The organism is Labrenzia sp. PO1 (genome assembly GCF_012273635.1).
GTDB classification, from domain to species: domain Bacteria; phylum Pseudomonadota; class Alphaproteobacteria; order Rhizobiales; family Stappiaceae; genus Roseibium; species Roseibium algicola.
This window is the reverse complement of record NZ_JAAXCR010000001.1, coordinates 1,364,495-1,385,616: the sequence shown is the minus strand read 5'-3', so window position 1 is coordinate 1,385,616 and position 21,122 is coordinate 1,364,495. Positions and strand designations below refer to the sequence as shown.

20 protein-coding genes are annotated in these 21,122 nt (G+C 60.4%); 9 read left to right on the top strand and 11 right to left on the bottom strand.

The annotated features are described in order from the left end of the window. Nucleotides 1-49 precede the first annotated feature (49 nt). Nucleotides 50-1,309, bottom strand: a complete 1,260-nt coding sequence (locus HCG46_RS06450) for an ABC transporter substrate-binding protein (protein WP_075284229.1) — start codon at nucleotides 1,307-1,309, stop codon at nucleotides 50-52. Between the two features lie 118 nt (nucleotides 1,310-1,427). On the opposite strand from HCG46_RS06450, the gene HCG46_RS06445 reads away from it, so the two are divergent. From HCG46_RS06445 to HCG46_RS06410, 8 genes are all read left to right on the top strand, one after another. Further along, nucleotides 1,428-2,216: an IclR family transcriptional regulator gene (locus HCG46_RS06445; RefSeq protein ID WP_168685224.1), complete on the top strand. Its 789-nt coding sequence runs from the start codon at nucleotides 1,428-1,430 to the stop codon at nucleotides 2,214-2,216. Between the two features lie 27 nt (nucleotides 2,217-2,243). Continuing rightward, nucleotides 2,244-3,305 carry a sn-glycerol-3-phosphate ABC transporter ATP-binding protein UgpC gene (gene ugpC, locus HCG46_RS06440; RefSeq protein WP_168685222.1) on the top strand — a complete coding sequence of 354 codons (1,062 nt, stop codon included), beginning with the start codon at nucleotides 2,244-2,246 and terminating at the stop codon, nucleotides 3,303-3,305. Between the two features lie 683 nt (nucleotides 3,306-3,988). Then, a complete protein-coding gene (locus HCG46_RS06435) occupies nucleotides 3,989-5,188 on the top strand; it encodes a substrate-binding domain-containing protein (RefSeq protein WP_023003024.1) in 1,200 nt (399 codons plus the stop codon). 139 nt (nucleotides 5,189-5,327) lie between these two features. After that, nucleotides 5,328-6,113, top strand: coding sequence for an ABC transporter ATP-binding protein (locus HCG46_RS06430; RefSeq protein ID WP_168685633.1), 786 nt, complete (start codon nucleotides 5,328-5,330; stop codon nucleotides 6,111-6,113). Beyond that, the gene (locus tag HCG46_RS06425) at nucleotides 6,113-6,838 is read left to right on the top strand and encodes an ABC transporter ATP-binding protein (protein ID WP_168685220.1); all 726 of its coding nucleotides are present in this window, start codon (nucleotides 6,113-6,115) and stop codon (nucleotides 6,836-6,838) included. The genes HCG46_RS06430 and HCG46_RS06425 overlap by 1 nt, the downstream gene beginning before the upstream one ends. Then, nucleotides 6,835-7,863, top strand: coding sequence for a branched-chain amino acid ABC transporter permease (locus HCG46_RS06420; RefSeq protein ID WP_023003027.1), 1,029 nt, complete (start codon nucleotides 6,835-6,837; stop codon nucleotides 7,861-7,863). Before HCG46_RS06425 ends, HCG46_RS06420 begins: the two co-directional genes overlap by 4 nt. A 15-nt stretch (nucleotides 7,864-7,878) precedes the next feature. Next, nucleotides 7,879-8,940, top strand: a complete 1,062-nt coding sequence (locus HCG46_RS06415) for a branched-chain amino acid ABC transporter permease (RefSeq protein ID WP_023003028.1) — start codon at nucleotides 7,879-7,881, stop codon at nucleotides 8,938-8,940. 8 nt (nucleotides 8,941-8,948) lie between these two features. Beyond that, a complete protein-coding gene (locus tag HCG46_RS06410) occupies nucleotides 8,949-9,731 on the top strand; it encodes an alpha/beta hydrolase (protein WP_055656796.1) in 783 nt (260 codons plus the stop codon). Between the two features lie 45 nt (nucleotides 9,732-9,776). Here the strand turns inward: HCG46_RS06410 and HCG46_RS06405 are convergent, their stop codons facing one another. The 10 genes from HCG46_RS06405 to hemA form a co-directional block, all read right to left on the bottom strand. After that, entirely contained in the window at nucleotides 9,777-10,022 is a 246-nt protein-coding gene (locus HCG46_RS06405) for a hypothetical protein (RefSeq protein WP_023003030.1), read from the bottom strand. Then, nucleotides 10,019-10,780: a hypothetical protein gene (locus HCG46_RS06400; RefSeq protein ID WP_168685218.1), complete on the bottom strand. Its 762-nt coding sequence runs from the start codon at nucleotides 10,778-10,780 to the stop codon at nucleotides 10,019-10,021. Before HCG46_RS06400 ends, HCG46_RS06405 begins: the two co-directional genes overlap by 4 nt. Further along, nucleotides 10,777-11,844, bottom strand: coding sequence for a Rieske 2Fe-2S domain-containing protein (locus tag HCG46_RS06395; protein ID WP_168685216.1), 1,068 nt, complete (start codon nucleotides 11,842-11,844; stop codon nucleotides 10,777-10,779). The genes HCG46_RS06400 and HCG46_RS06395 overlap by 4 nt, the downstream gene beginning before the upstream one ends. Next, complete coding sequence (locus tag HCG46_RS06390; RefSeq protein WP_167579551.1) at nucleotides 11,841-12,008, bottom strand: hypothetical protein; 168 nt, start codon at nucleotides 12,006-12,008, stop codon at nucleotides 11,841-11,843. The genes HCG46_RS06395 and HCG46_RS06390 overlap by 4 nt, the downstream gene beginning before the upstream one ends. Then, the gene (locus HCG46_RS06385) at nucleotides 12,005-12,226 is read right to left on the bottom strand and encodes a hypothetical protein (RefSeq protein ID WP_062487206.1); all 222 of its coding nucleotides are present in this window, start codon (nucleotides 12,224-12,226) and stop codon (nucleotides 12,005-12,007) included. Before HCG46_RS06385 ends, HCG46_RS06390 begins: the two co-directional genes overlap by 4 nt. A gap of 293 nt (nucleotides 12,227-12,519) precedes the next feature. Further along, entirely contained in the window at nucleotides 12,520-14,496 is a 1,977-nt protein-coding gene (locus HCG46_RS06380; protein WP_168685207.1) for a thiamine pyrophosphate-binding protein, read from the bottom strand. 30 nt (nucleotides 14,497-14,526) lie between these two features. Further along, entirely contained in the window at nucleotides 14,527-16,137 is a 1,611-nt protein-coding gene (locus HCG46_RS06375) for a glutamate synthase-related protein (RefSeq protein WP_168685198.1), read from the bottom strand. Between the two features lie 53 nt (nucleotides 16,138-16,190). After that, a complete protein-coding gene (locus HCG46_RS06370) occupies nucleotides 16,191-17,438 on the bottom strand; it encodes a cation:proton antiporter (protein WP_168685189.1) in 1,248 nt (415 codons plus the stop codon). 149 nt (nucleotides 17,439-17,587) lie between these two features. Continuing rightward, a complete protein-coding gene (locus HCG46_RS06365; protein ID WP_168685187.1) occupies nucleotides 17,588-18,322 on the bottom strand; it encodes a DUF1194 domain-containing protein in 735 nt (244 codons plus the stop codon). A gap of 493 nt (nucleotides 18,323-18,815) precedes the next feature. Further along, nucleotides 18,816-20,033 (bottom strand): 5-aminolevulinate synthase, encoded by a 1,218-nt coding sequence (gene hemA / locus HCG46_RS06360; protein WP_031270302.1) that lies wholly within the window; start codon nucleotides 20,031-20,033, stop codon nucleotides 18,816-18,818. Between the two features lie 460 nt (nucleotides 20,034-20,493). Here hemA and HCG46_RS06355 point away from each other — a divergent pair, with 460 nt between their 5' ends. Beyond that, complete coding sequence (locus HCG46_RS06355) at nucleotides 20,494-21,120, top strand: TetR/AcrR family transcriptional regulator (protein ID WP_168685185.1); 627 nt, start codon at nucleotides 20,494-20,496, stop codon at nucleotides 21,118-21,120. Nucleotides 21,121-21,122: the final 2 nt, after the last annotated feature.

Sequence of the window (21,122 nt, the reverse complement as noted above, 5' to 3'; positions counted from 1 at the left end):
AAGAGGACAGGGAGCGGTTGCCCCCTGTCCGGTCATGCGAAGGCAGACCTTATTTGTAGATACGCTGTTGGGCGCGGTCCAAACGGTCCAGGATCTTGTCCAGGTTGTCCGGCTTGACCATGAATTCCTGCAGGCCTTCCATGGCAACCTTTGCCATTTCAGCCGGGGCGTCGCGGTCGAAGAACTGGGCAACGCCGCCCGGGGAGTTCGTGGACAGCATCTCAAAGCCCTGTTCCAGGAACTTGTCCTGGTCCACGGACGACTTGGCGTTCACCGGGAGCTGGCCGAGGTGCTTGCCGTCGTTGATCCAGGTCTGGACGTCCGGCGAGACCGCGAACTTCAGGAATTCGCGCGCGTTTTCCTTGTTCTCGGCATTGGCCGGAATGTGGAAGGTATCGGTCGGCGCGTCTTCCGCCTTGGCGATGCCCGGCGTGATTTCCACGAACTGGTAGAAATCGATCTGGTCATCGGAAAGACCGGCTTCGCGCAGCGGTGCCACGGCGAAGTTGCCCATCAGGTAAGCGGCTGCATCGCCCTTGACCATGAACGGCAGAGCTTCCTGCCAGGAGTAGGTCTGATGGTTGTCGATGAAGGCGCCCATGTCGATGAGCTCGCGCCAGTTGGCGAAGGTCTTGCGGACTTCGTCGGACTTCCAGGACGCCTTGCCCGTGAGCAGGTCCATGTGGAAGTCGAAGCCGTTGGTGCGCATGTTCAGGTAGTCGAACCAGCCACCTGCGGTCCAGAGGAACTTGGTGCCGATCGTGTAGCACTTCTTGCCGGCATCGATGATCTTCTGGCAGTTCGCCTTTTCCTCTTCCCAGGTAGTGGGTTCGGACAGGCCAAGCTCGTCGAAGATGTCTTTGCGGTAGTAAACACCCCACTGGTAGTAGGTGTAGGGCACGCCCCACTGCTTGCCGTCGATGGTCATCGCACCCTTGGTGGAGGCGAGGTTGTCGGCAATTGCCGGGTCCGCCCAAAGGTCGGACACGTCCTCGAAGAGGCCGGCCTCCACGTAAGGCCGCATGCGGTTGGCCGCGTACCAGGTGGCAACGTCCGGCGCATTTGCCGTCAGGAAGTTGCGGATCTGGGTCTTGTAGGCTTCCCGGTCAATCACCGTCGTCTCGATGTTCAGCTCCGGGTTCTTCTCCTGGAACTGAGCGATCATCTCTTCCATGGTCGCACGCGGCGCCGGGTTCGATGTGTCGAGAAAGATTTTCAGATTGCCTGTCAGGCCGTCAGCAGAAGCTGCGCCCATCACGGCTGCCAACATGGCAAATGCCGCTACGGACGTTTTCAGCATGGAACGCATGGTGTCCTCCCTTTTGGTTCCATTATGTGAAACTTAGTTTTGTATATTGATACTTTGATGCGATGGCGATAAGTTGTCAACAGGCTCGACGACAAGAAACGGGCCGAAGGAGGAGCTCATGAACAAACAGGCGGGGTCATCGACAGGTGACGGCACGGTCGGCAAGGCGCTGGAAGTGCTGGACAAGGTTGCGGCTGTGGGCCGGCCCGTGCGCTTTTCCGAACTGCTGTCTGAAAGCACTCATCCCAAGGCGACGCTGTACCGGCTGCTGCAGACGCTGGTGAGCCAGGGCATGCTGGCCTACGACGAGCGCCAGCAGACCTATTCGCTGGGTATCCGCCTGGTGCGGCTGGCACATGCGGCCTGGCGGCAAAGTTCCATCGCGCCGATTGCGCGTCCCTTCGTAGGCGCCTTGTCGGAAGCTGTCGGCGAAACGGTGCACCTGGCACAGCTCGACAGCGGGCAGGTGCTTTATGTCGACAAGAGAAACCCGACCAATGCCATCGACATGTTTTCGCAGGCCGGCAAGGTTGGTCCGGCCTATTGCACCGGGGTCGGCAAGGCCCTGATGGCCTTTCTGGAGCCTGCGGACCTCGATCACGTTTTGAAGAAGCAGTCGTTCTATCGCTACACCCCGGCAACGCTGGCCAGCGAAGCTGAACTGCGTGCGGACTTGGAAAAGATCCGCGAAGAGGGGCTGTCCTACGACCGCGAGGAACACGAGCCCGGCATCATCTGCATTGCAGCGCCGATCCTGTCGTCCAAGGGGCGCCCGGTTGGAGCGCTTTCCGTTACCACGTCCACGCAGCGCAAGAGCCTCGAACAGCTTCTGGAGGCACGGCCTGCACTGCTGGATGCGGCCTCGAAGATCGCGGCGGCGGTCGAGGACTGGCAGTTCCCTGCGTAACAAGAATCCCAAGGGAGAGAGAATTACATGTCTGGCGTCACACTGACAAAAGCCGTCAAGAAATATGGCGACCTGGAAGTCATCCACGGAGTGGACCTTCAGATCGAGCATGGCGAATTCTGCGTTTTTGTCGGTCCGTCCGGCTGTGGCAAGTCCACTCTTCTGCGCATGATCGCCGGGCTGGAGGAAACGACCGACGGCAGGATCGAGATCGGTGGCCGTGATGTGACCAAGTCAGATCCGGCGGAACGGGGCGTTGCCATGGTGTTCCAGACCTATGCGCTTTACCCGCATATGACGGTCGAGGAGAACATGGGCTTCGGGCTGAAGATGAACGGTCATCCGAAGGCCGAGATCCAGTCCAAGGTTGCCGAGGCCAGCCGCATCCTGAAGCTGGACCCTTATCTGAAGCGCAAGCCGAAGGCGCTTTCCGGCGGGCAGCGCCAGCGCGTCGCGATTGGCCGGGCCATTGTGCGTGGTCCGGAAGTGTTTCTGTTCGACGAACCGCTCTCCAACCTGGATGCCGAGCTGCGTGTCGACATGCGCGTGGAGATCGCCCGCCTGCACAAGGATATCGGCGCTACGATGATCTACGTGACGCACGACCAGGTCGAGGCGATGACGCTGGCGGACAAGATCGTGGTTCTGCGCGGTGGCAATATCGAACAGGTCGGCTCGCCGATGCAGCTCTATTCCGATCCGGACAACAGGTTCGTTGCCGGCTTCATCGGCTCGCCCAGCATGAATTTCGTGGAAGGTATTGCCGGGGAGGGTGAGGTCAGTGTTGCTGCGTTCGGCGGTGTTGCCGTGCCGACATCGGTCGCGCTGCCGGCCAAGGGCGAGAAGGTTCTCGTCGGTCTGCGCCCGCAGTATCTGAAAGTCTCACCTGCGCAGGAAGGGGCGAAGGTCGATCTGTGCGAGCAACTCGGCGGCGTCGCCTATTCCTATCTCATCTGCCCGACGGGCGAGCGTGTGATCGTGGAAACCAAGGGGGAGGATGCGCCTGTTTCTGATGGAACTGTCGCCATCGACTTCGACCCGGCTTCGGCGCTGTTCTTCGATGCGAAGACGGAAAAGCGGCTGAGGTAGTCTCGCCGGGCCCGTCAGGTCAGGAGGGCCGCCTTCCGCGCGTGATTCCGGACAAGTGAGGCAATGCCGAACCGGAAACCGGATATCAGTCGTGCCATTGGCGCGTCTCCCCGTACGAAAAAGAGTTCGCTACACTCACGCAAATGCGCTGGATTCCGGATCTGCACGCAGCTTGTGCTGCGCTTGTCCGGAATGACTGTGGGTAACCGTTGAAGGCCTTGTTCTCGAGGGGCTGGCAAAACGGATTGCGCAGGGGGCTGAGAACGCCTTTCCACTTATGCCGGGACGCAGGGCATCTGGTCTGCGGGCCGCTTGCATTGCATTCGTCTGGTGGCGAGTCTGTTTTTTTGACGATTTTAGCGGCTCTCCTGTCAGGGCCGATCTTTTCCCTCTGTCATCATCATCCTTCAGACAGTCTTTATCACATGACTGTCTGGCATTGCGCTGCCGCTCTTGGTGCCGTGTCTTTGCAGGACCGGGTTGCATTCATCTGTCATGAGCTCGTGTTACGCTAACTGAAGACCCGCTCGGAAAGGCGGCCACTTCGAACACGTATCCTGCCTTGACATGAATACTGATTCATGTGTCATATATTCCAGCGTCAGGCGATGATGTTACCCTGTGGAGGCCGTGGGAGCGGCCGGGCAGGTTTGCCGGCCTTTCGCGCAACGGGAGGAGAATTCATGACGAAACGCGTTTTCCGCTGGGCCGTGCCGCTTTTGGCTGGCATCAGCGTGGCGGCTGCCGGGATTGCCGGTGCCCAGGCCGACGATATCAAGATCGCCCATGTTTACGGCAAGACCGGTGCCCTGGAGGCCTATGCGAAACAGTCGCATACCGGCCTGATGATGGGTCTCGAATATGCCACCGACGGCACCATGGAAATCGACGGCCGCAAGATCGTGGTCATCGAGAAGGACACCCAGCTGAAGCCGGATATCGGCAAGGCTGCGCTGGCGGAAGCCTATGGTGACGATGAAGTCGATATCGCCGTCGGCCCCGTCTCCTCCGGCGTTGCGCTGGCCATGCTGCCGGTCGCCGAAGAATACGAGAAGGTGCTTCTGGTGGAGCCGGCGGTTGCCGACAGCATCACCGGCGAGAACTGGAACCGCTACATCTTCCGCACCGCGCGGAACTCGTCCCAGGACGCGATCGCCAACGCCGTCGCACTGGGGCAGGAAGGCGTCTCCATCGCGACGCTTGCACAGGACTATGCCTTCGGCCGTGACGGCGTCGCCGCCTTCAAGGAAGCGCTGGAAGGCACGGGTGCCAAATTGGTGTTCGAGGAATATGCGCCGACCGATACCAAGGATTTCACAGCCAACGCGCAGCGCGTCTTTGATGCCCTGAAGGATGAGCCGGGCCGCAAGTTCCTGTTCGTGATCTGGGCCGGTGGCGGCAATCCGATCAGCAAGATCAAGGCAATGGAGCCGGAGCGCTTTGGTGTCGAAATCGCCACGGGCGGCAACATCCTGGCGGCCATGGCGGCCTACAAGGAACTGCCGGGCATGGAAGGCGCGACCTACTACTATTACGAAATCCCGAAGAATCCGGTGAACGACTGGCTGGTGGCCGAACACCAGAAGCGCTTCAATGCGCCGCCGGACTTCTTCACCGCGGGTGGTATGTCTTCCGGCATTGCTATTGTCGAGGCCATCCGCAAGGCCGGGTCCACGGAGACCGAAGACCTGATCACTGCCATGGAAGGCATGGAGTTCGAAACGCCAAAGGGCAAGATGATGTTCCGGGCGGAGGATCACCAGGCTCTGCAGTCGATGTATCACTTCAAGATCAAGGTCGACCCGGATGTCGAATGGGGCATCCCGGAGCTGGTGCGCGAGTTGACAATCGAGGACATGAACATCCCGGTGCGCAACCAGTAAGCCGAATGAATACGCGGCGGAGCCTTCAGCTTCGCCCGCGTGGCCCAAGACCGTTAAGTTTGCCCGGTTGGTGTGAAATCCGTCCGGCCGGGCACTCATCCGATACAGTTTTCGCGACAATTCAAGCCTGGGAACGCGCATCGTGGCCAAGGAACACCCGATTCTGGAAACGAGGGACCTGACCATTCGCTTCGGCGGTCATGTGGCGGTCGATCACGTTTCCTGCGCCTTCGAGCGAGGCACCCTGACGGCGATCGTTGGGCCGAACGGCGCGGGCAAGACCACCTATTTCAACCTGATCTCCGGTCAGCTGGCAGCGACCTCCGGGGCTGTGCTGCTCAACGGCGAGACCATCACCAAACTGTCGGTGCCGGAACGCACGGACAGGGGGATCGGCCGGGCGTTCCAGCTGACCAATCTCTTTCCGACCCTGAGCGTGCGCGAAAACGTGCGGCTTGTAGCGCAGGCGAAGGCACGCAAGGGGTTCGATCTCTTCACTGTTGCAGAAAGCCATGTGGAACTTCTGGAGCGGGCAGACCATGTGCTGGCGGAGGTTCGGCTGATCGATCAGGCCGACCAGACCGTGTCCGCTCTGCCCCATGGTGACCAGCGCAAGCTGGAGGTGGCGCTGCTGATCGCGCTTGGTCCGCAGGTGCTCATGTTCGACGAGCCGACCGCCGGCATGAGCGTCGACGAAGTGCCGGTGATCCTGGAGCTGATTCAGAAATTGAAGAGCGACATGGACCGGACGATCCTGCTGGTGGAGCACAAGATGGATGTCATTCGCACCTTGGCCGACCGCATCATCGTTCTGCACAACGGGGCGCTGGTGGCCGATGGAGAACCCTCGGAAGTGATTGCCCTGCCGATCGTGCAGGAGGCTTATCTCGGCAAGGCAGCGGCTTCCTCCGGGGAGGCTGCGTGATGGCGGAAAATCTGCTCACCCTTTCCGGAGTGCACACCCATATCGGCCCTTACCACATCCTGCAGGGTGTGGACCTTGCAGTGCCTGAAGGTGGGGTGACCGTTCTGCTCGGCCGCAACGGCGCGGGCAAGACCACAACGTTACGCACCATCATGGGGCTTTGGACAGCCAGCCAGGGCGATATCCGGTTTGGCGATCATGTCATCACCAAACTGTCGACGCCCGAAATTTCCCGCAGGGGAATTGCCTTCGTGCCGGAAGACATGGGCATCTTCACCGATCTGACAGTTGCCGAAAACATGATCCTGGCCGCTGCCAACGGGCCGATGGACCAAAAGCGCCTTGCCTGGATCAAGGAGCTGTTTCCGCCGATCGGCAGCTTCTGGAATTCCTCCGCGGGAACGCTGTCCGGTGGTCAGAAGCAGATGCTGTCCGTAGCGCGGGCGATCATCGAACCGCGCCGGCTGATCCTGATCGACGAGCCGACGAAAGGCCTCGCACCGGCGATCATCAAGGCGATGACCGATGCGCTGAAGGAACTGAAGGAAACCGATACCACCATCCTGCTGGTGGAGCAGAATTTCGCCATGGCGTCCGGCATCGGCGACACGGTCGCGGTGATGGATGATGGCCACATCATTCATTCCGGCGGCATGGACGAACTGGTGGCGGATGTCGCCTTGCAGGAAAAACTCATGGGGCTGAGCCTGGAGGCGCATCAATGAGCGAGACGGCGATCAAACCGCGGATCGAGAAAATCCCGCTGAAGGAACAGCTTGCCCAGAAACTGCCGGTGCTGCTGGTGCCGGTGCTGGCTGCCGTCGGGCTCATTGCCATCGGCAATCCGGCGAGCTGGCTGACACTGACGGTGGCCGGGCTGGCCATGGGCATGATGATCTTCATCATGGCGTCGGGATTGACGGTGGTCTTCGGGCTGATGGACGTGATCAACTTCGGCCATGGCGCCTTTGTTGCCGTCGGCGCCTTCGTCGGCTTCACGGTTCTGGCCTGGCTGGCCGGCTGGACGGCTTCGCCAAGCGTCTTCATGAATCTCTCCGCCGTGCTGATTGCCATCCTTGCGGCCATGCTCGTCACCGGCCTTCTCGGTCTTGCCTTCGAGCGGGTGATCGTGATGCCGGTCTACGGCGAACATCTGAAGCAGATCCTTGTCACCATGGGCGGGCTGATCGTGGCTCAGCAGATGATCTACGTGGTCTGGGGGCCGGACGAGCTGCATATGTCCCGCCCGGAAGCCTTGCAGGGATCGCTCGTGATCGGCGAAGCAGCCATCGAGAAATATCGCCTGGTGGCGGTCGGCATCGGTCTCGCGCTGTTCATCGGCATGCGCCATATCCTGAAGAACACCAAGATCGGTCTGCTGGTGCGCGCCGGGGTGGAGAACGGCGAGATGGTGGAAGCGCTCGGCTACCGTATCCGCCGGCTGTTCCTGATCGTGTTCATGACCGGGTCGGCGCTGGCCGGGCTTGGGGGCGTCATGTGGGGCCTCTATCAGGAAACGATTACTGCACACATGGGCTCGGAGATCATGGTGCTGGTGTTCATCGTGGTGATCATCGGCGGCCTCGGCTCGGTCGAGGGCTGTTTCATCGGCGCCATGCTGGTGGGGCTGCTTGCCAACTACACGGCCTTCCTGGCGCCGAAAGTAGCGCTGATCTCGACCATCGCGCTGATGGTCGTGGTGCTGATGTGGCGGCCGCAGGGCCTTTATCCGGTGGTCAAGGCGAAGTAGGGACGGAACAAGATCATGCTGACCAGACTTCTTTCCGGCGACACGCCGCGTAGCGGCCTTCTGACGGCGCTATTGCTGATCGTGCTGATCTCGCTCGCCTTTGCTCCGTTTCTCTTTCCGGGCACCAAGTCGCTGGAGACGGCCGCGCGGATCTGCATCTTCATCGTGCTGGTGGCAAGCTACGACCTGCTGCTCGGTTATGCCGGTATCGTTTCCTTCGCCCACACCATGTTCTTCGGCATCGGCGCTTATGGGACCGCGCTTGCCCTGTCGACCACCGGGCCGAACTACGGTTCGCTGATCTGGGGCACGGCGGCGGGTGCCGGGGTTGCGGCCCTGTTCGCGCTGGCCATCGGGCTGTTCTCGCTTCGGGTGAAGGCGATCTTCTTCGCCATGGTGACGCTGGCGGTCGCAAGCGCCTTTGCCGTGCTGGTGTCGCAGATGTCCTGGCTGACAGGCGGTGAGGACGGGCTCAACTACAAGATTCCGCGCGAACTGACACCCGCCTTCAAGCTTATCAAGGCGAAGGTGTTCGACGTCAGCATCAATGGCAAGATCCTGGCCTATTACCTGGTGTTCTTTGCCGCTGCGATCCTGTTCCTGGTCATGCTGCGCATCGTCAATTCCCCCTTCGGCCGCACGCTGAAGGCGGTGCGCGACAATGCGTTCCGGGCGGAGGCGATCGGTTACCGCGTGGTCTGGTATCGCACCACGGCCACCGTTCTGTCGGCAGTCATGGCAGCGCTTGCAGGCTCTCTTCTGGCGATATGGCTGCGCTACACCGGCCCGGCAACAACGCTGTCCATGGAGATCATGATCGACATTCTGCTGATGGTCGTGATAGGGGGCATGGGCACGCTTTACGGGGCCGTGCTCGGGGCAACCCTGTTCATTCTGGCGCAGACCTATCTGCAGAACCTGATGGGTGTTGCTGCAGAAGCAACCAGCGCGGTGCCGGTGTTCTCGACGCTGGTGGCGCCGGAACGCTGGCTGTTGTGGCTGGGTGTTCTCTTCATTCTGTCGGTCTATTTTTTCCCGACGGGCATTGTCGGACGGCTACGGGCGGGGCGTGCGTGAGCGGGAATATGTTGCATATCCGCGACGAGGGAACGGGCAGACCGCTGGTGCTGATCCACGGCTGGTCTTGTCCGGGCCGGTTCTTCGAAGGCCAGATCGGGGCTCTGAAAACTGACGCCCGTTGCATTGTTCCGGATCTGCCGGGCCACGGCAAAACAGCGGGCCGGTTGCCATTGACCATCGAGGCAGCAGCCGATGCGGTTCATGCAGCTTTGGCCGAGCGCGAACTAACTGAAGTAATCCTCTGCGGTTGGTCGATGGGTGCGTTGGTTTCCTATGCAATGATCGAGCGGCACGGCGCGGACCGGATCTCGCAATTCGTTGCCATTGACATGACGCCGAAGGTTCTGAACGACCCCGACTGGCAGAACGGAACGCTGAACGGCCTCAATGCCGAACTCAACGACCATTTCCTGAATGCCATTGTGGCGGATTGGGCCAAACTGCCGGCCCGGATCGCGAGAAGACTGTTCGCCGAAGGCCTGCCCGTGCCGGAGTGCGTTGCGGAGCTAGCCCGCAAAGAGATTGCTGCAGCCGATCCTGTGCTCTTGAAGCCGATGTGGTCCTCACTCACAGCGCAGGATTTCCGCCCTCTTTTGAAAGCCTTTCCCGTGCCGTTTCATCTGGTTGCGGGTCTGCGCAGCCAGCTTTACGGCCCGGGTGTCCATCGCTGGCACGCGGACAATGTTCCGGATTTCCATTTCCATGGCTTTGAAGCGTCGGGCCACGCGCCGCACATGGAAGAGCCGGACAAGTTCAACAGCCTGCTGCGGAACATGGTGAAGGGCTGAGGCGCACAAACTTGGCTTTTTGGGACGGCCATACTGACCGTTTTCTCAGTGTCCGCCGCCCAGCTTCGCCTTCACGAATTCAATGAACCGGTCCAGGATGCTCAAAACCAGGAACACGGCGAGCAGGCCGACGAAGAACCGGAGGTCGCGCAGCAACGTGCCGGGGGCAAAATCCTGGACGCTGCTGTTGGCGTAGGTCCACACAGCCCAGGCGATCCCGGCGAGGAGTGCTGTCATCACCAGCGAGATCAGGATGGTCTGCCAGAGAGGCTTTTGCGGCTGGTCGCTCATTTCAGCACCCTGGCGGTTAGAAGGTCCGCTTTGAACACCATCAGGTCATCCAGCTGTTCGACCTCACCTTCGACCTCAATGTAAAGCGCCAGCAGCGGATCGATGGCCTCGCCAAGAAGCTGGCCGTCCTTGCCTGCCAGAAGAAAGAAATTGCGTCCCTCGACTGGTCCGGACGAGACGAAGACCGGGGGAATGCCGCCGGTCAGGCAGAGGTCCGCGCAGGCCTTGTGCGCAAGGCCCCGGCCCGGGCGCATGGCGCCCGCATAGCACTTGCCGTCGCAGATTTCACCGGTCAGTTTCCAGCGTCCCAGCGAGACGGGTTCGGATGGGATGAAGCCGGGCGCATCGTCCGTAGCAGGTACTACCTGTCCCACCTGGATCATTGTCAGATCGCCCCGGTTCACGGGCACTCCACGCAAGGTCACCGGCATCTCGCGATTGGCTTCGGCCTGTTCAAAGACACCGCGTTTGCCCTGGCCTGCCAGCATGTAGGTGCGGGCAGGGGTGTCGCCATCAGCCGGAATGCGGAACACCGGATAGGGCCGAAGTTCGAGCAGGCCTGTTTGCTCGAACCTGTTGCCCCACTGAAACGTGCCGCTGCCCGGATCGTTCTGGGTGGTGGACAGGGCGAAGGCTGCAAGGCCCAGTCCCGCGACAAAACACAGGGAGAAGACCCCGAGAAAGGCCACCAGCGGCTTCGGTACCTTGTTGAGATAGCCGACGAAAAACGGCGCCGCCTTGGTTTGTTTCCAGCTCATGACGCACCTCCGATCACCACCGGCTCGACATAGGTTCCGGGTGGCAGAGCGTTGGGATCGAGAAGAACGGTGGAGCCGACCAGCTTCAGCTTGTAGGTGGCGATCTTCTCGGTGAAGGGCGCGGGTGCTCGGCCGTCGGCCAGATTGTACTGATATCCGTGCCAGGGGCAGGTGATGCAGCCCCACAGCACCTTGCCCTCGCCAAGCGGACCGTTCTGGTGGGCGCAGACGTTGGTGACAGCTGACAGCTTGCCGTCATACTTGAAGATTGCGACACGCTCTTCTTCGCTCAGGGTCACGACCTTGGCGCATTTGTCGTCGATTTCGTCCACCTCTCCGGCGACGACCCAGCCGGCTTCCTCTAGGGAAGCCTTTGCCGTGGCATCGCCCTTTTCCCGATTGGCCTCCAGGCGCCCGCTTGCAAAGTGAAGACCGCAGACCATGACAACGCTTGCCGCAACCATGCTGGTGAAGATGGGATCGGACGGGCCTTGCAGCGCGCCGAGCGCGACATGCAACACCACGAAGGCGTAGGCGGCATAGATGAACATGTGCAGCGCCTTCCAGATCGGCGCTCCCAGAAAGCTGAGCCAGAAATCATGGCTGGTGGCAGCCAGTACGAACAGGATCAGGAGAGCAGCGATACCGAAAGCCTCGAAGGGAAAGCCGATCACCTGCCCGTAGCTTGTGTTGGACGACAGTAACGCGACGTAGCTGTCGGTCGGGGAGAAGTTGAAATACCAGCCAAGTACATAGTTGGCGTGGACAGCCGCAATACCGGCGGTCATCACGCCGAAATGGCGGCGATTGTAAAGCAATGGCAAAAAGCGCCGGTCGAGCCGGGCCAGCGGCCCGATGCACAGGATCACCGTCAGCATCAGGAAGGCACAACTGCCGAAGGCACGCATCCTCAGGATGGCACCGTCGATTGGCCGGGTGATATCCTCGTAGAACGGCCCGACACGAATGAAAATGTAAAGATAAAGCGCAACGGCAATCAGCAGGATGGCATCATAGACCATCTTGTTGCGATTCCAGATCACCGGTGTGTATTGCACGCTCATTGGCTTGCCTCCCCGGAGCTTTCCACCGGAGCTTCAATCAGCACAGCCGGTCTGTCCGCGGGCGGCGACTGGCGCATCGCCAGGATGGTGAAGAAGACCAGCGGCAGGAGCAGGCCGAGGACGGTCCAGATACGGGCATGCGCCTTGCGATGTGCACGTTTCACCGGCCAGCCTCCCCATGCTTTTCAAGCACATACCAGCGATAGAGCACCAGCGGCCAGATCAGGCAGATACCTGGAATGAGCAAGGGCCGGAAGACATGAGACCCGCGTGCGGATGGCTCCACCCGGTCGATGCCGATGACAAGAAAGAGTGCCGCGACCAGCCCGCCGGCCATGAGATAGTATTTTCCGATGTCGATCAGAATGGCTGCTGTTTGCAAGTGGACCCCCGCCAGGTCTGGATGTGATTGGTGTCAGCTTAGCTCATTACGAAGCGTTGCCAACGGTCTCTTCAATTCTTCCGGTTCGAGTTGGCCTCTCTTCTTTTCTCACCCCGTCATTGCAGGGCTCGACCCTGCAATCCATGCCGTTTCCGTGCCTTGAGCGAGGTCCGTCATGTCGAACCGCAATGGCATGGATCCCATGGTCGAGCCATGGGATGACGGAGGAGGAGGTGTTGCTCGAGTGGCCTTGCCGCGTAAAAGGAGCGATTGAGACCTTGTCACGGTTTCCATCACACCAGATCCGCATCGGTAATGATTTCCACCAGTGACGGACCGTCGTGAGCGATCGCATCGGCGATGGCGTCTTTCAGCTCGGCGGGGTCGGTCACCCGGTGGCCGTGACCACCGCACAGGCGCGCGAAAGCGGCGAAGGACGGGTTGGTAAGGTTCGTTTCCCAGACCGGCCATTCGCCCGAGCGCTGCTCCTTGGAGATCTTGCCGAGCTCGGAATTGTTCAAAAGGATATGGGTTATATCCATTCCGTATTTGACGGCCGTGGTGAACTCCATGGCGTATTGACCAAAACCTCCGTCACCCGAAATCGAGATTACCTTGCGGCCCCGGAATTCCTCGAAGTCCTGGGTCGCGCTCCAGGCGCCCAGGGCCGCGGGCAGGCTGAAGCCGATGGAGCCGAGATAGCCGGACATCAGGATGCGCTGTCCGCAAGGCTCAAAATACCGACCGAAGGAATAGGTGTTGTTGCCCACGTCGACCGGGATGATCGCGTCCGGTGGGCACAGATCGCTCAACGCCTTGAAAACGGCTGCCGAGTGAATGCCCCTGCCGCCGTCCTCGGAAAGACGAAGGTCCTTTTCCGCGCGCCAGATTGTCCAGCGTTCCACCAGCTCGCTCGCCTGGTCGGGGGCATCTGCCGGTTTCAGCACCTGATCGACAATGGCTTCGCAGAAGGTGCCGATCTCGCCCCAGACAGGCAGGGTCACGGGATGGAACTTGCCAAGCTGCATGCGTTCGAAATCCACCTGGATGATGGTCTTGTAGGGGGCGATGCCTGTGTGGTTGGCAAAGGATGATCCGAGCGAGACGATCAGATCCGCCTCGTTCATGAACCAGCTTGCAATGGGCGTCCCGGAGCGGCCAAGAACACCAGCCGCCAGCGGGTGAGTGTCCGGGATCAGGCCCTTGCCCTTGAAAGTGGTCAGGACCGGAGCGCCGAGCTTTTCGGCAAGCGCGACGACCTTGTCGCGAACATCCTTGGCGCCGTAGCCAAGCACAATGACCGGGCGTTTCGCTGCGTTGATCATCTCAACGGCCTTTGCGAGGTCTTCGCCGGAGGGCGTGATGCCGGTTCCACCGAGGCGGCCTTCGGGTTTGCCTGCCTCCCTGCTGCTCGGGTTGGTCTGGACGTCGTCGGGGAAAATGAGATTGGCGACATCCCGTTCCACCAGCGCGGTTTTCAAGGCCAGCGACATCAGCTCGGCATGGTTGGAGGTGCTGAGTACCGGCTGGGAAAACTTCGAGACAGCTTCGAACGCGGATTTGAGATCAATGTCCTGAAAGGCCCCCGGGCCGAACACCTGTGTCTGCACCTGGCCGGTGAGGGCCAGAACCGGTGACCGGTCGACCTTGGCGTCCCAGAGGCCGGTCAGAAGGTTGGTTGCGCCGGGGCCGGCAATGGTGAGGCAAGCTGCCGGTTTGCCTGTCAGCTTGCCATAGGCGGATGCAGCGAAGGCGGCCGCGCCCTCGTGGCGAATTCCGATATAGCCCAAAGCGCCCTTGTTGACCTCACGGCGTATCGCATCTGCAAGACCGAGGTTGGAGTGGCCGACCATGCCGAAGACACGCTTGACGCCCCAGTTGACCATGGTTTCGGCCATGACGTCGGTCACCGTGCGTTCATGGGGCGGCTCCGGGTCCAGGCCGATGTAGATCTCGTCACCGTCGATCCTGAGGGGATAGAGCTTCTGGCCGCTGTCTTCGTGACCGCCGGGAGGCGTGCCTGTCAGCGGATCGAAATCCCAGCCGTGCCAGGGGCAACGGATCCAGCATTTTCCGTCCGACCCCTTCTCGATGGAACCTTCCCCGAGCGGGCCGCGCTGATGCGGGCAATGATTGTCCATCGCCGCCCACTGGCCTTCGAAATGCGACAGGCAGATCGAGGTTGTTCGCGCGGTGACCGTTTTCACCCGGCCTTCGGGCAGGTCTTTGACGTGCCCAACCTTGATCCAGTCGAGATCCTGAGCGTCCATTGGTCTTCCTCCCTTAAACGTCGCGATCGGTCACGCGATGCCGCCATAGGCAACGCCGGATAGCTCGGCCATTTCCCGTTTCCAGGTCGTCAGGTCTTCCAGGGTGAACTGGCTCAGGTGAGAATGGCCGCAGGCCCTTGCCATCACCTGCATCAGTTCAACCGATGCTTCGAAGAAGTTGGTCAGCTGACGGGCGGATTTCTCGATTTCCAGCCGATTGACCAGATGCGGTTTCTGGGTGGCGATCCCGACCGGGCAATTGTTGGTGTGGCAGGCTCGCATGGCGATACAGCCGATGGCCTGCATGGCCGAATTGGAAAGCGCCACCGCGTCGGCACCGAGTGCCAGGGCCTTGATGAAATCGGCCGGTTTGCGCAGGCCGCCTGTGATGATCAACGTGATGTCCGGCCGTTCCGACGTGTCGAGATGCCTCCGGGCGCGGGCAAGCGCAGGAATGGTCGGAACGGAGATGTTGTCGCGGAAGATGATCGGTGCTGCCCCGGTGCCGCCGCCACGGCCATCAAGGATAATGTAGTCGACACCCAGCTCCAGCGCCGCGTCGATATCCTTTTCGACGTGCTGGGCCGACAGCTTGTAACCGATCGGTATGCCGCCGGTGCGGGTGCGGACCTCGTCGGCGAAATCCTTTATCTGGGATCGATCTGTCCAGTCCGGAAAGCGGGGCGGCGAGATCGCATCTTCGCCTTCCTTCAAGCCGCGGACCTCGGCAATCTTGCCCTTGACCTTGGCACCGGGCAGATGCCCACCCGTGCCGGTCTTGGCCCCCTGGCCACCCTTGAAGTGAAATGCCTGAACCTTGTCGAGCTTGTCCCATGCAAAACCGAAACGGGCCGAGGCAAGTTCATAGAAATACCTTGAATTGGCCTGTTGTTCTTCCGGCAGCATGCCGCCTTCGCCAGAGCAGATGCCGGTTCCGGCAAGGTCTGCGCCTCTGGCAAGGGCAATCTTGGCCGGCTCCGACAGGGCGCCGAAGCTCATGTCGGAAACCAGCAACGGGATTTTCAGTTTCAGCGGTTTCTGCGCGTTCGGCCCGACAACAACGTCGGTGCCGACCGGTTCGTCCTCCAGAAGCGGGAACTTCTGCAGTTGGGCCGTCAGGATCTGGATATCGTCCCAGTCGGGCAACTGGCTGCGCGGCACGCCCATGGCGTCGACGCGGCCATGATGACCCGTCTTTTTAAGACCGTCGCGAGCGTATTGCTGGATCAGGCCGTTGTAAGGTTCTTCCTCGGTGCCGTGGCTGGTGTCGGCATAAAGGCCGAGGTAGCTGTTGCGGTTGAACGGCTGCGGATGCTCCCGGGCCCAGGCGGCGACCTCGTCCTCGTCGACCAGGATATCGTCGCCTTCCACCCAGCTCTTGAATTTCGGCAGGGCCTCGGAGTTGTTGTATTCGGAGACGCCGCTGTCGAGCCGGTAATCCCAGTAATGAACGCCGCAGATGAGGTTGTTACCGCTGACATAGCCATCGGACATGAGCGCGCCGCGATGCAGGCAGCGGCCGTAGAAGACGGAGATGTCGTCGTCGAAGCGAACAACCACAAGGTCAACATCTGCGACGAGGGCATAGGTCGGTTTTCTGTCCGGCAATTCGCTGAGTTTGGCAACAACCTGTTTTGTCATGTCTTCCCCCGGCTACTGGCGATATGCGCCCTTGCTATTGGGTTGGTCGAAATTCAGTCCGCAGGCACTTCCGGCCGCATGGGCGGCATGGCCTTGAGTTCCGCTGCCCCGTCCTTGCCGGACATGTGAGCAGCGTACCATTTGGCAAAAGGGACGGCTGTGACACCATGCAGAACCGCGCTGATCCAGACCGCGTTAACGGCCAGGTTCAGGAGCTGTTCGCCGATTGCGTGATCGATCTGGTCAACGACGAGGAGCGCGAAGAGGGCTGTTGCCAGTCCGCGTGGGCCGAACCAGCCGAAAAAGAGCTTGGTCAGCGGGGCGGCATCCGTGCCGGCAAGCGACAGCCAGACCGCCAGTGGCCGCACCACGAACAGGCTCACCAGAATGAGCGCGAGGCTGGCGGCATCAAGATGGGCGATGGCATCGGGCAACAGGGCAAGACCGATCAGGAAAAAGGCACCCCAGGAAAGCATCTGGCCTTCGCTTTCGGTAAACTCATAAATGAAGGCGCATTGCCCCTTGATGACGTTGCCGAAGAAGAGCCCTGCGACGAACGCTGATATGAAGCCGTTGCCGCCGATTTCGCCGGCGGCAAGATAAGCGCCGCACGCCATGGCAATGGCGCCGATGCCTTCGATGGTATCGGTAGTCATGCCCCGGCGTTTGGCAGCCAGAAACAGCACCCCGCCCGCAGCACCGATGGCCGCGCCCGCCAGGGGACCAAGGATCAGTTGCTTGGCGCCGAACATCAGCCAGTCTGTCGCGCCCGGCTGCATCATTTCCCCGGCAAGGCTAGCGAACAGCAAGATGGCCGGCAGGGCCAGTCCGTCATTGAGGCCGCTTTCCAGCGTCAGCGCCCGGCGCACCCGCTCCGGCACCGCCTTGTTGGTGATGACAGCCTGGCCGAGAGCAGCATCGGTCGGGGCGAGCAGCGCGGCAGCAAGAGCGGCGACGATGAGCGGTTCGCCGCTCAAAAACGGTATGGCTGCCATGGTTCCGATAATGATGGCAAGTGGCAGGCCAAGGGCGAGCATGCGCAGGGGCCATTGGTGGCGCTGGCGCAGGGCCTGAAGATTGATCTGGGCAGCGTCCAGGAACAGAAGGACGATGAGAGCCATTTCGGCAACGATATGCAGAAGGCGTTCAGCATCGGTTCCGGGCATCAACCCGGTCTGGGCCATCAGGTAGCCGAAGCAGATGAAGAGGATCGGCGCTGTCAGGACGCCCTTCGACAATGTCCTGGCCAGCAGCGTGTAGCAGACCGTAAACAGCGCCAGAAGCAACAGGCCGGTTGTCATGAAACGGTATCCCCCTCGAACGCTGTGACGTTAGGACAGCGCGAGCTGCCGTCTCAAATCATAATGCGATGACGCGGTTGTGCGACAGCCGTGATTTGCCAAAGGCGAAAATGCGTCTGGAAAGGGTGGGGCCAAGGCACGTGTGAGGATTACTGCAAGGCCGCCAATTGCTTCAGGATGCGCTGCGCATCGGTGGGTTTGGCGGCGATTTCAAGGATCAGTTTCTTGCGCACTGCTTCGGCAAATGTCGCTGGACTGTCGGCAGTCACCACAAAGGCGGCCGGACCGCCGATGATGCTCTCGTAGAACCGCTTTTCCAGATCGTAGGCAATCGGCCGGCCGGAACAGTGCCGGCACAGAACCGCCAGGCCGTTGATGACAATACCGGAGGAAACCACGATATCTCGGGCTTCGGGAATGGTCGGGCCGTTCCAGTTGTTGGCGCTGTCGGCAGACAGGTCGATCACCCTGCGCAAGCCCTCAAAGGCATTGTCGTCGATCAGCTCCTTGCCTTTCAGAAGCGCTGCGCCAATGGCGTTGCGGCCGTAGGCGCGGCGCGGGGCAGCCATCAGTTCCGTTGCAAAATGCTGGGCGCTCTCAGGTCCGTCGATGACTGTCCAGTCCACGACAACATCCTGGGAGTGCATGTCCGCCCATTCGACATAGGTGACGACGATCTTGCCGTAGATGTTGCTTGCGATGGCATTCAGCACTGACGGATCCGTGATCGCGTCGGCATAGCCCTTGCGCTGGAAGCGGATTTCCTCGTCATCGATTGACCCGGTCGCATCGGCCAGGAGCACCAGTTCCAGGTCGAGTTCTTCGGAAACGGCTGGGGGGATCAGAAAAAGGCACCAGACAACAACAGCAAGGATTATCCGCATCGCAACCGTCTCCCCATGGCAAAGGCATTTGAGAGTAGCTAGGGCGGGGTCGGGAAAAGGGCAGGGTGGATGATGGTCGTGTCGCGAAGTTTGTCCTTGTTTTCACGTGTCATAATACGGCTTGCCCCACTCGTATTCGGGGAAGCTCTCGCCACAGAATATTTGCACTCAAGCACTGGCAACTTGTCATCCCTGCGCAGGCAGGGATCCAGTAATTCACAGAGTTTGCTTTTTTTCGTCTCATACGACACGGCGTACTGGGTCCCGGTCTTGCTGCTGACGCAACAAACCGGGACGACAAATCATGGAGGTTCGGATGTGCTTAATCCGCAATCCATGCCAATGCGTTTCCTCGTTCACGCTCTTTGTATGGAGGTGCAACGGCTTGGATCCCATGGTCATGCCATGGGATGACGACGGTTGGAAACGAAGAAACAAAAAACCCGCCTTCCATCGGAAAGCGGGTTTTGTCTGATCTGTTTTAATTCTGACCTTACGCGACAGCGCGGGCCAGTGCGCATTGCGACCACAGGTCGTTGATCGCGTTGGCGAGGTGTTCGATGTCCTCGGCCGTGTGCAGCGGGGTCGGGGTGAAGCGCAGGCGCTCCGTGCCGACCGGAACCGTCGGATAGTTGATCGGCTGAACGTAGATGCCATAGGTGTCCAGAAGGATGTCAGAGATCCATTTGCACTTCTTGGCATCACCCACCATCACCGGAACGATGTGGCTCGGGTTTTCCATGTGCGGGATGCCGCGCTTGTCGAGAGCGGCGCGGACCTGGGCGACCCGGTCCTTGTGCGCCTTGCGTTCGAACGGGCTGTCCTTCAGGTGACGGATGGAGACGGCTGCGCCCGCTGCCAGCGCCGGCGGCAGGGCGGTGGTGAAGATGAAGCCGGAGGCGAAGGAGCGGATAAAGTCGACAACCGTCTTCGAACCGGTGATGTAGCCGCCCATCACGCCGAAGGCCTTGCCGAGCGTGCCTTCGATGATGGTCAGACGATCCATCAGGCCTTCGCGTTCGGCAACGCCGCCACCGCGCGGGCCGTACATGCCCACGGCATGCACTTCGTCGAGGTAGGTCAGTGCACCGAACTTGTCGGCAACGTCGCAGATCTCCTTGATCGGCGCGATGTCGCCATCCATGGAATAGACGCTTTCGAATGCTACCAGTTTCGGCGCGTCCGGATCGTCCGCCGCCATCTGGCGTTCCAGATCTTCATAGTCGTTGTGCTTGAAGATGCGCTTTTCGCAGCGGGCGTGGCGGATGCCTTCAATCATGGAAGCGTGATTGAGCGAGTCCGAATAGACGATCATGCCCGGAACCTGGGAGGCGAGCGTACCCAGCGCTGCCCAGTTGGAAACATAACCGGACGTGAAGATCAGAGCAGCTTCCTTGCCGTGAAGGTCGGCCAGCTCGTTCTCCAGAAGAACATGGTAGTGGTTGGTGCCGGAAATGTTGCGCGTTCCGCCTGCGCCTGCGCCGCATTTGGAGATCACGTCCTGCATCGCGGACACGACCTTTTCGTTCTGGCCCATGCCGAGATAATCGTTGGAGCACCAGACGGTCACGTCCTGAACGGAACCATCTTCGCGGTAACGGGTTGCGCGCGGAAAAGCACCTGCCTGACGTTCCAGATCTGCAAACACACGGTAATTGCCGTTGTCATGCAGTTTGCCCAGGCGTTCTTCCAGATACGCGTTCACGTCCATTCTCAGGATCCTCTCATCGCGGGCACCTTTGCCAGCGCCTCTCTCCTGCCCGCGCAACTCGCGTCCCGCGCGGCCAATTTGCTGCCTGGAACCTTTCCGTCCGATTCCAGACTAGCAGCTAACTTATAGCCATTCAAAACTGCTTATCAAAGTTTTGGCCTTGATCAAGGTCAAAAACCCCGGCTGCGTCCAATCGCCATAGTGTCCGTTGCCGTGGTTTGCCAAGGAAAACCGGCCTTGTTCCCTTGTCGGAAAATGTGCGCAATTCCCGGTGAAACCGAAGAATATCCCAAGGTGATTGCCGGAAAGTTTTTGCTGTTACGGCAAACATGGGTACGGCATCAGAATGTGCATGGGGCCAAATTGCCGCATTCTTCGGCCCGGTTTGAAGAAGTTTCTTGCTTTCAACCCTCAAACATGAATACTGATTCATGTTTCATGAATTGGGAGGAAACAGCAGGTGCGCAAACCAGCCGCAGAAGCAGACGCGCCGCAAAAGGCTGCAGGCAACCAGCCGAAAACGGCGCGCGGTGAAGCCACCCGAAAGGCGATCCTGACAGCTGCCGAAAGGGTGATCGGCGAGAAGGGCTACAACGACGCCTCCATCGGTCACATTACCAGTGAGGCAGGTGTCGCCCAAGGCACTTTCTATATCTACTTCACCACCAAGGAGCAGGTGTTCTCGGAGCTCGTCCTGGAAATGGGGCGGCTGGTCCGACACACAATCGCCGAAGCAACGCAGGGCATCGGCAACCGGCTGGAAGCGGAAGAGGCCGGCCTGCGGGCCTTCCTGGAATTCGTCCAGGCCCATCCGGACCTCTACCGGATCGTTCAGGAAGCACTGTTCGTCGATCCTGCCGCCTATGAGGAATATTACAAGACATTCGCCGCCGGTTACCGGTCGGGACTGGTTGCCGCCGAGGCCGCCGGACAGATCTCCAAGGGGGACACGGAAACCCGTGCCTGGGCCCTCATGGGCATCGCCCGGGCTCTTGGAGAGCAGCTGGTCGTGTTCAAGTCGGAAAAACCCATTTCCGAACTGGTTGCCAGTGCCTACGAACTGATTGCCAACGGCATCAAACCCTGAGG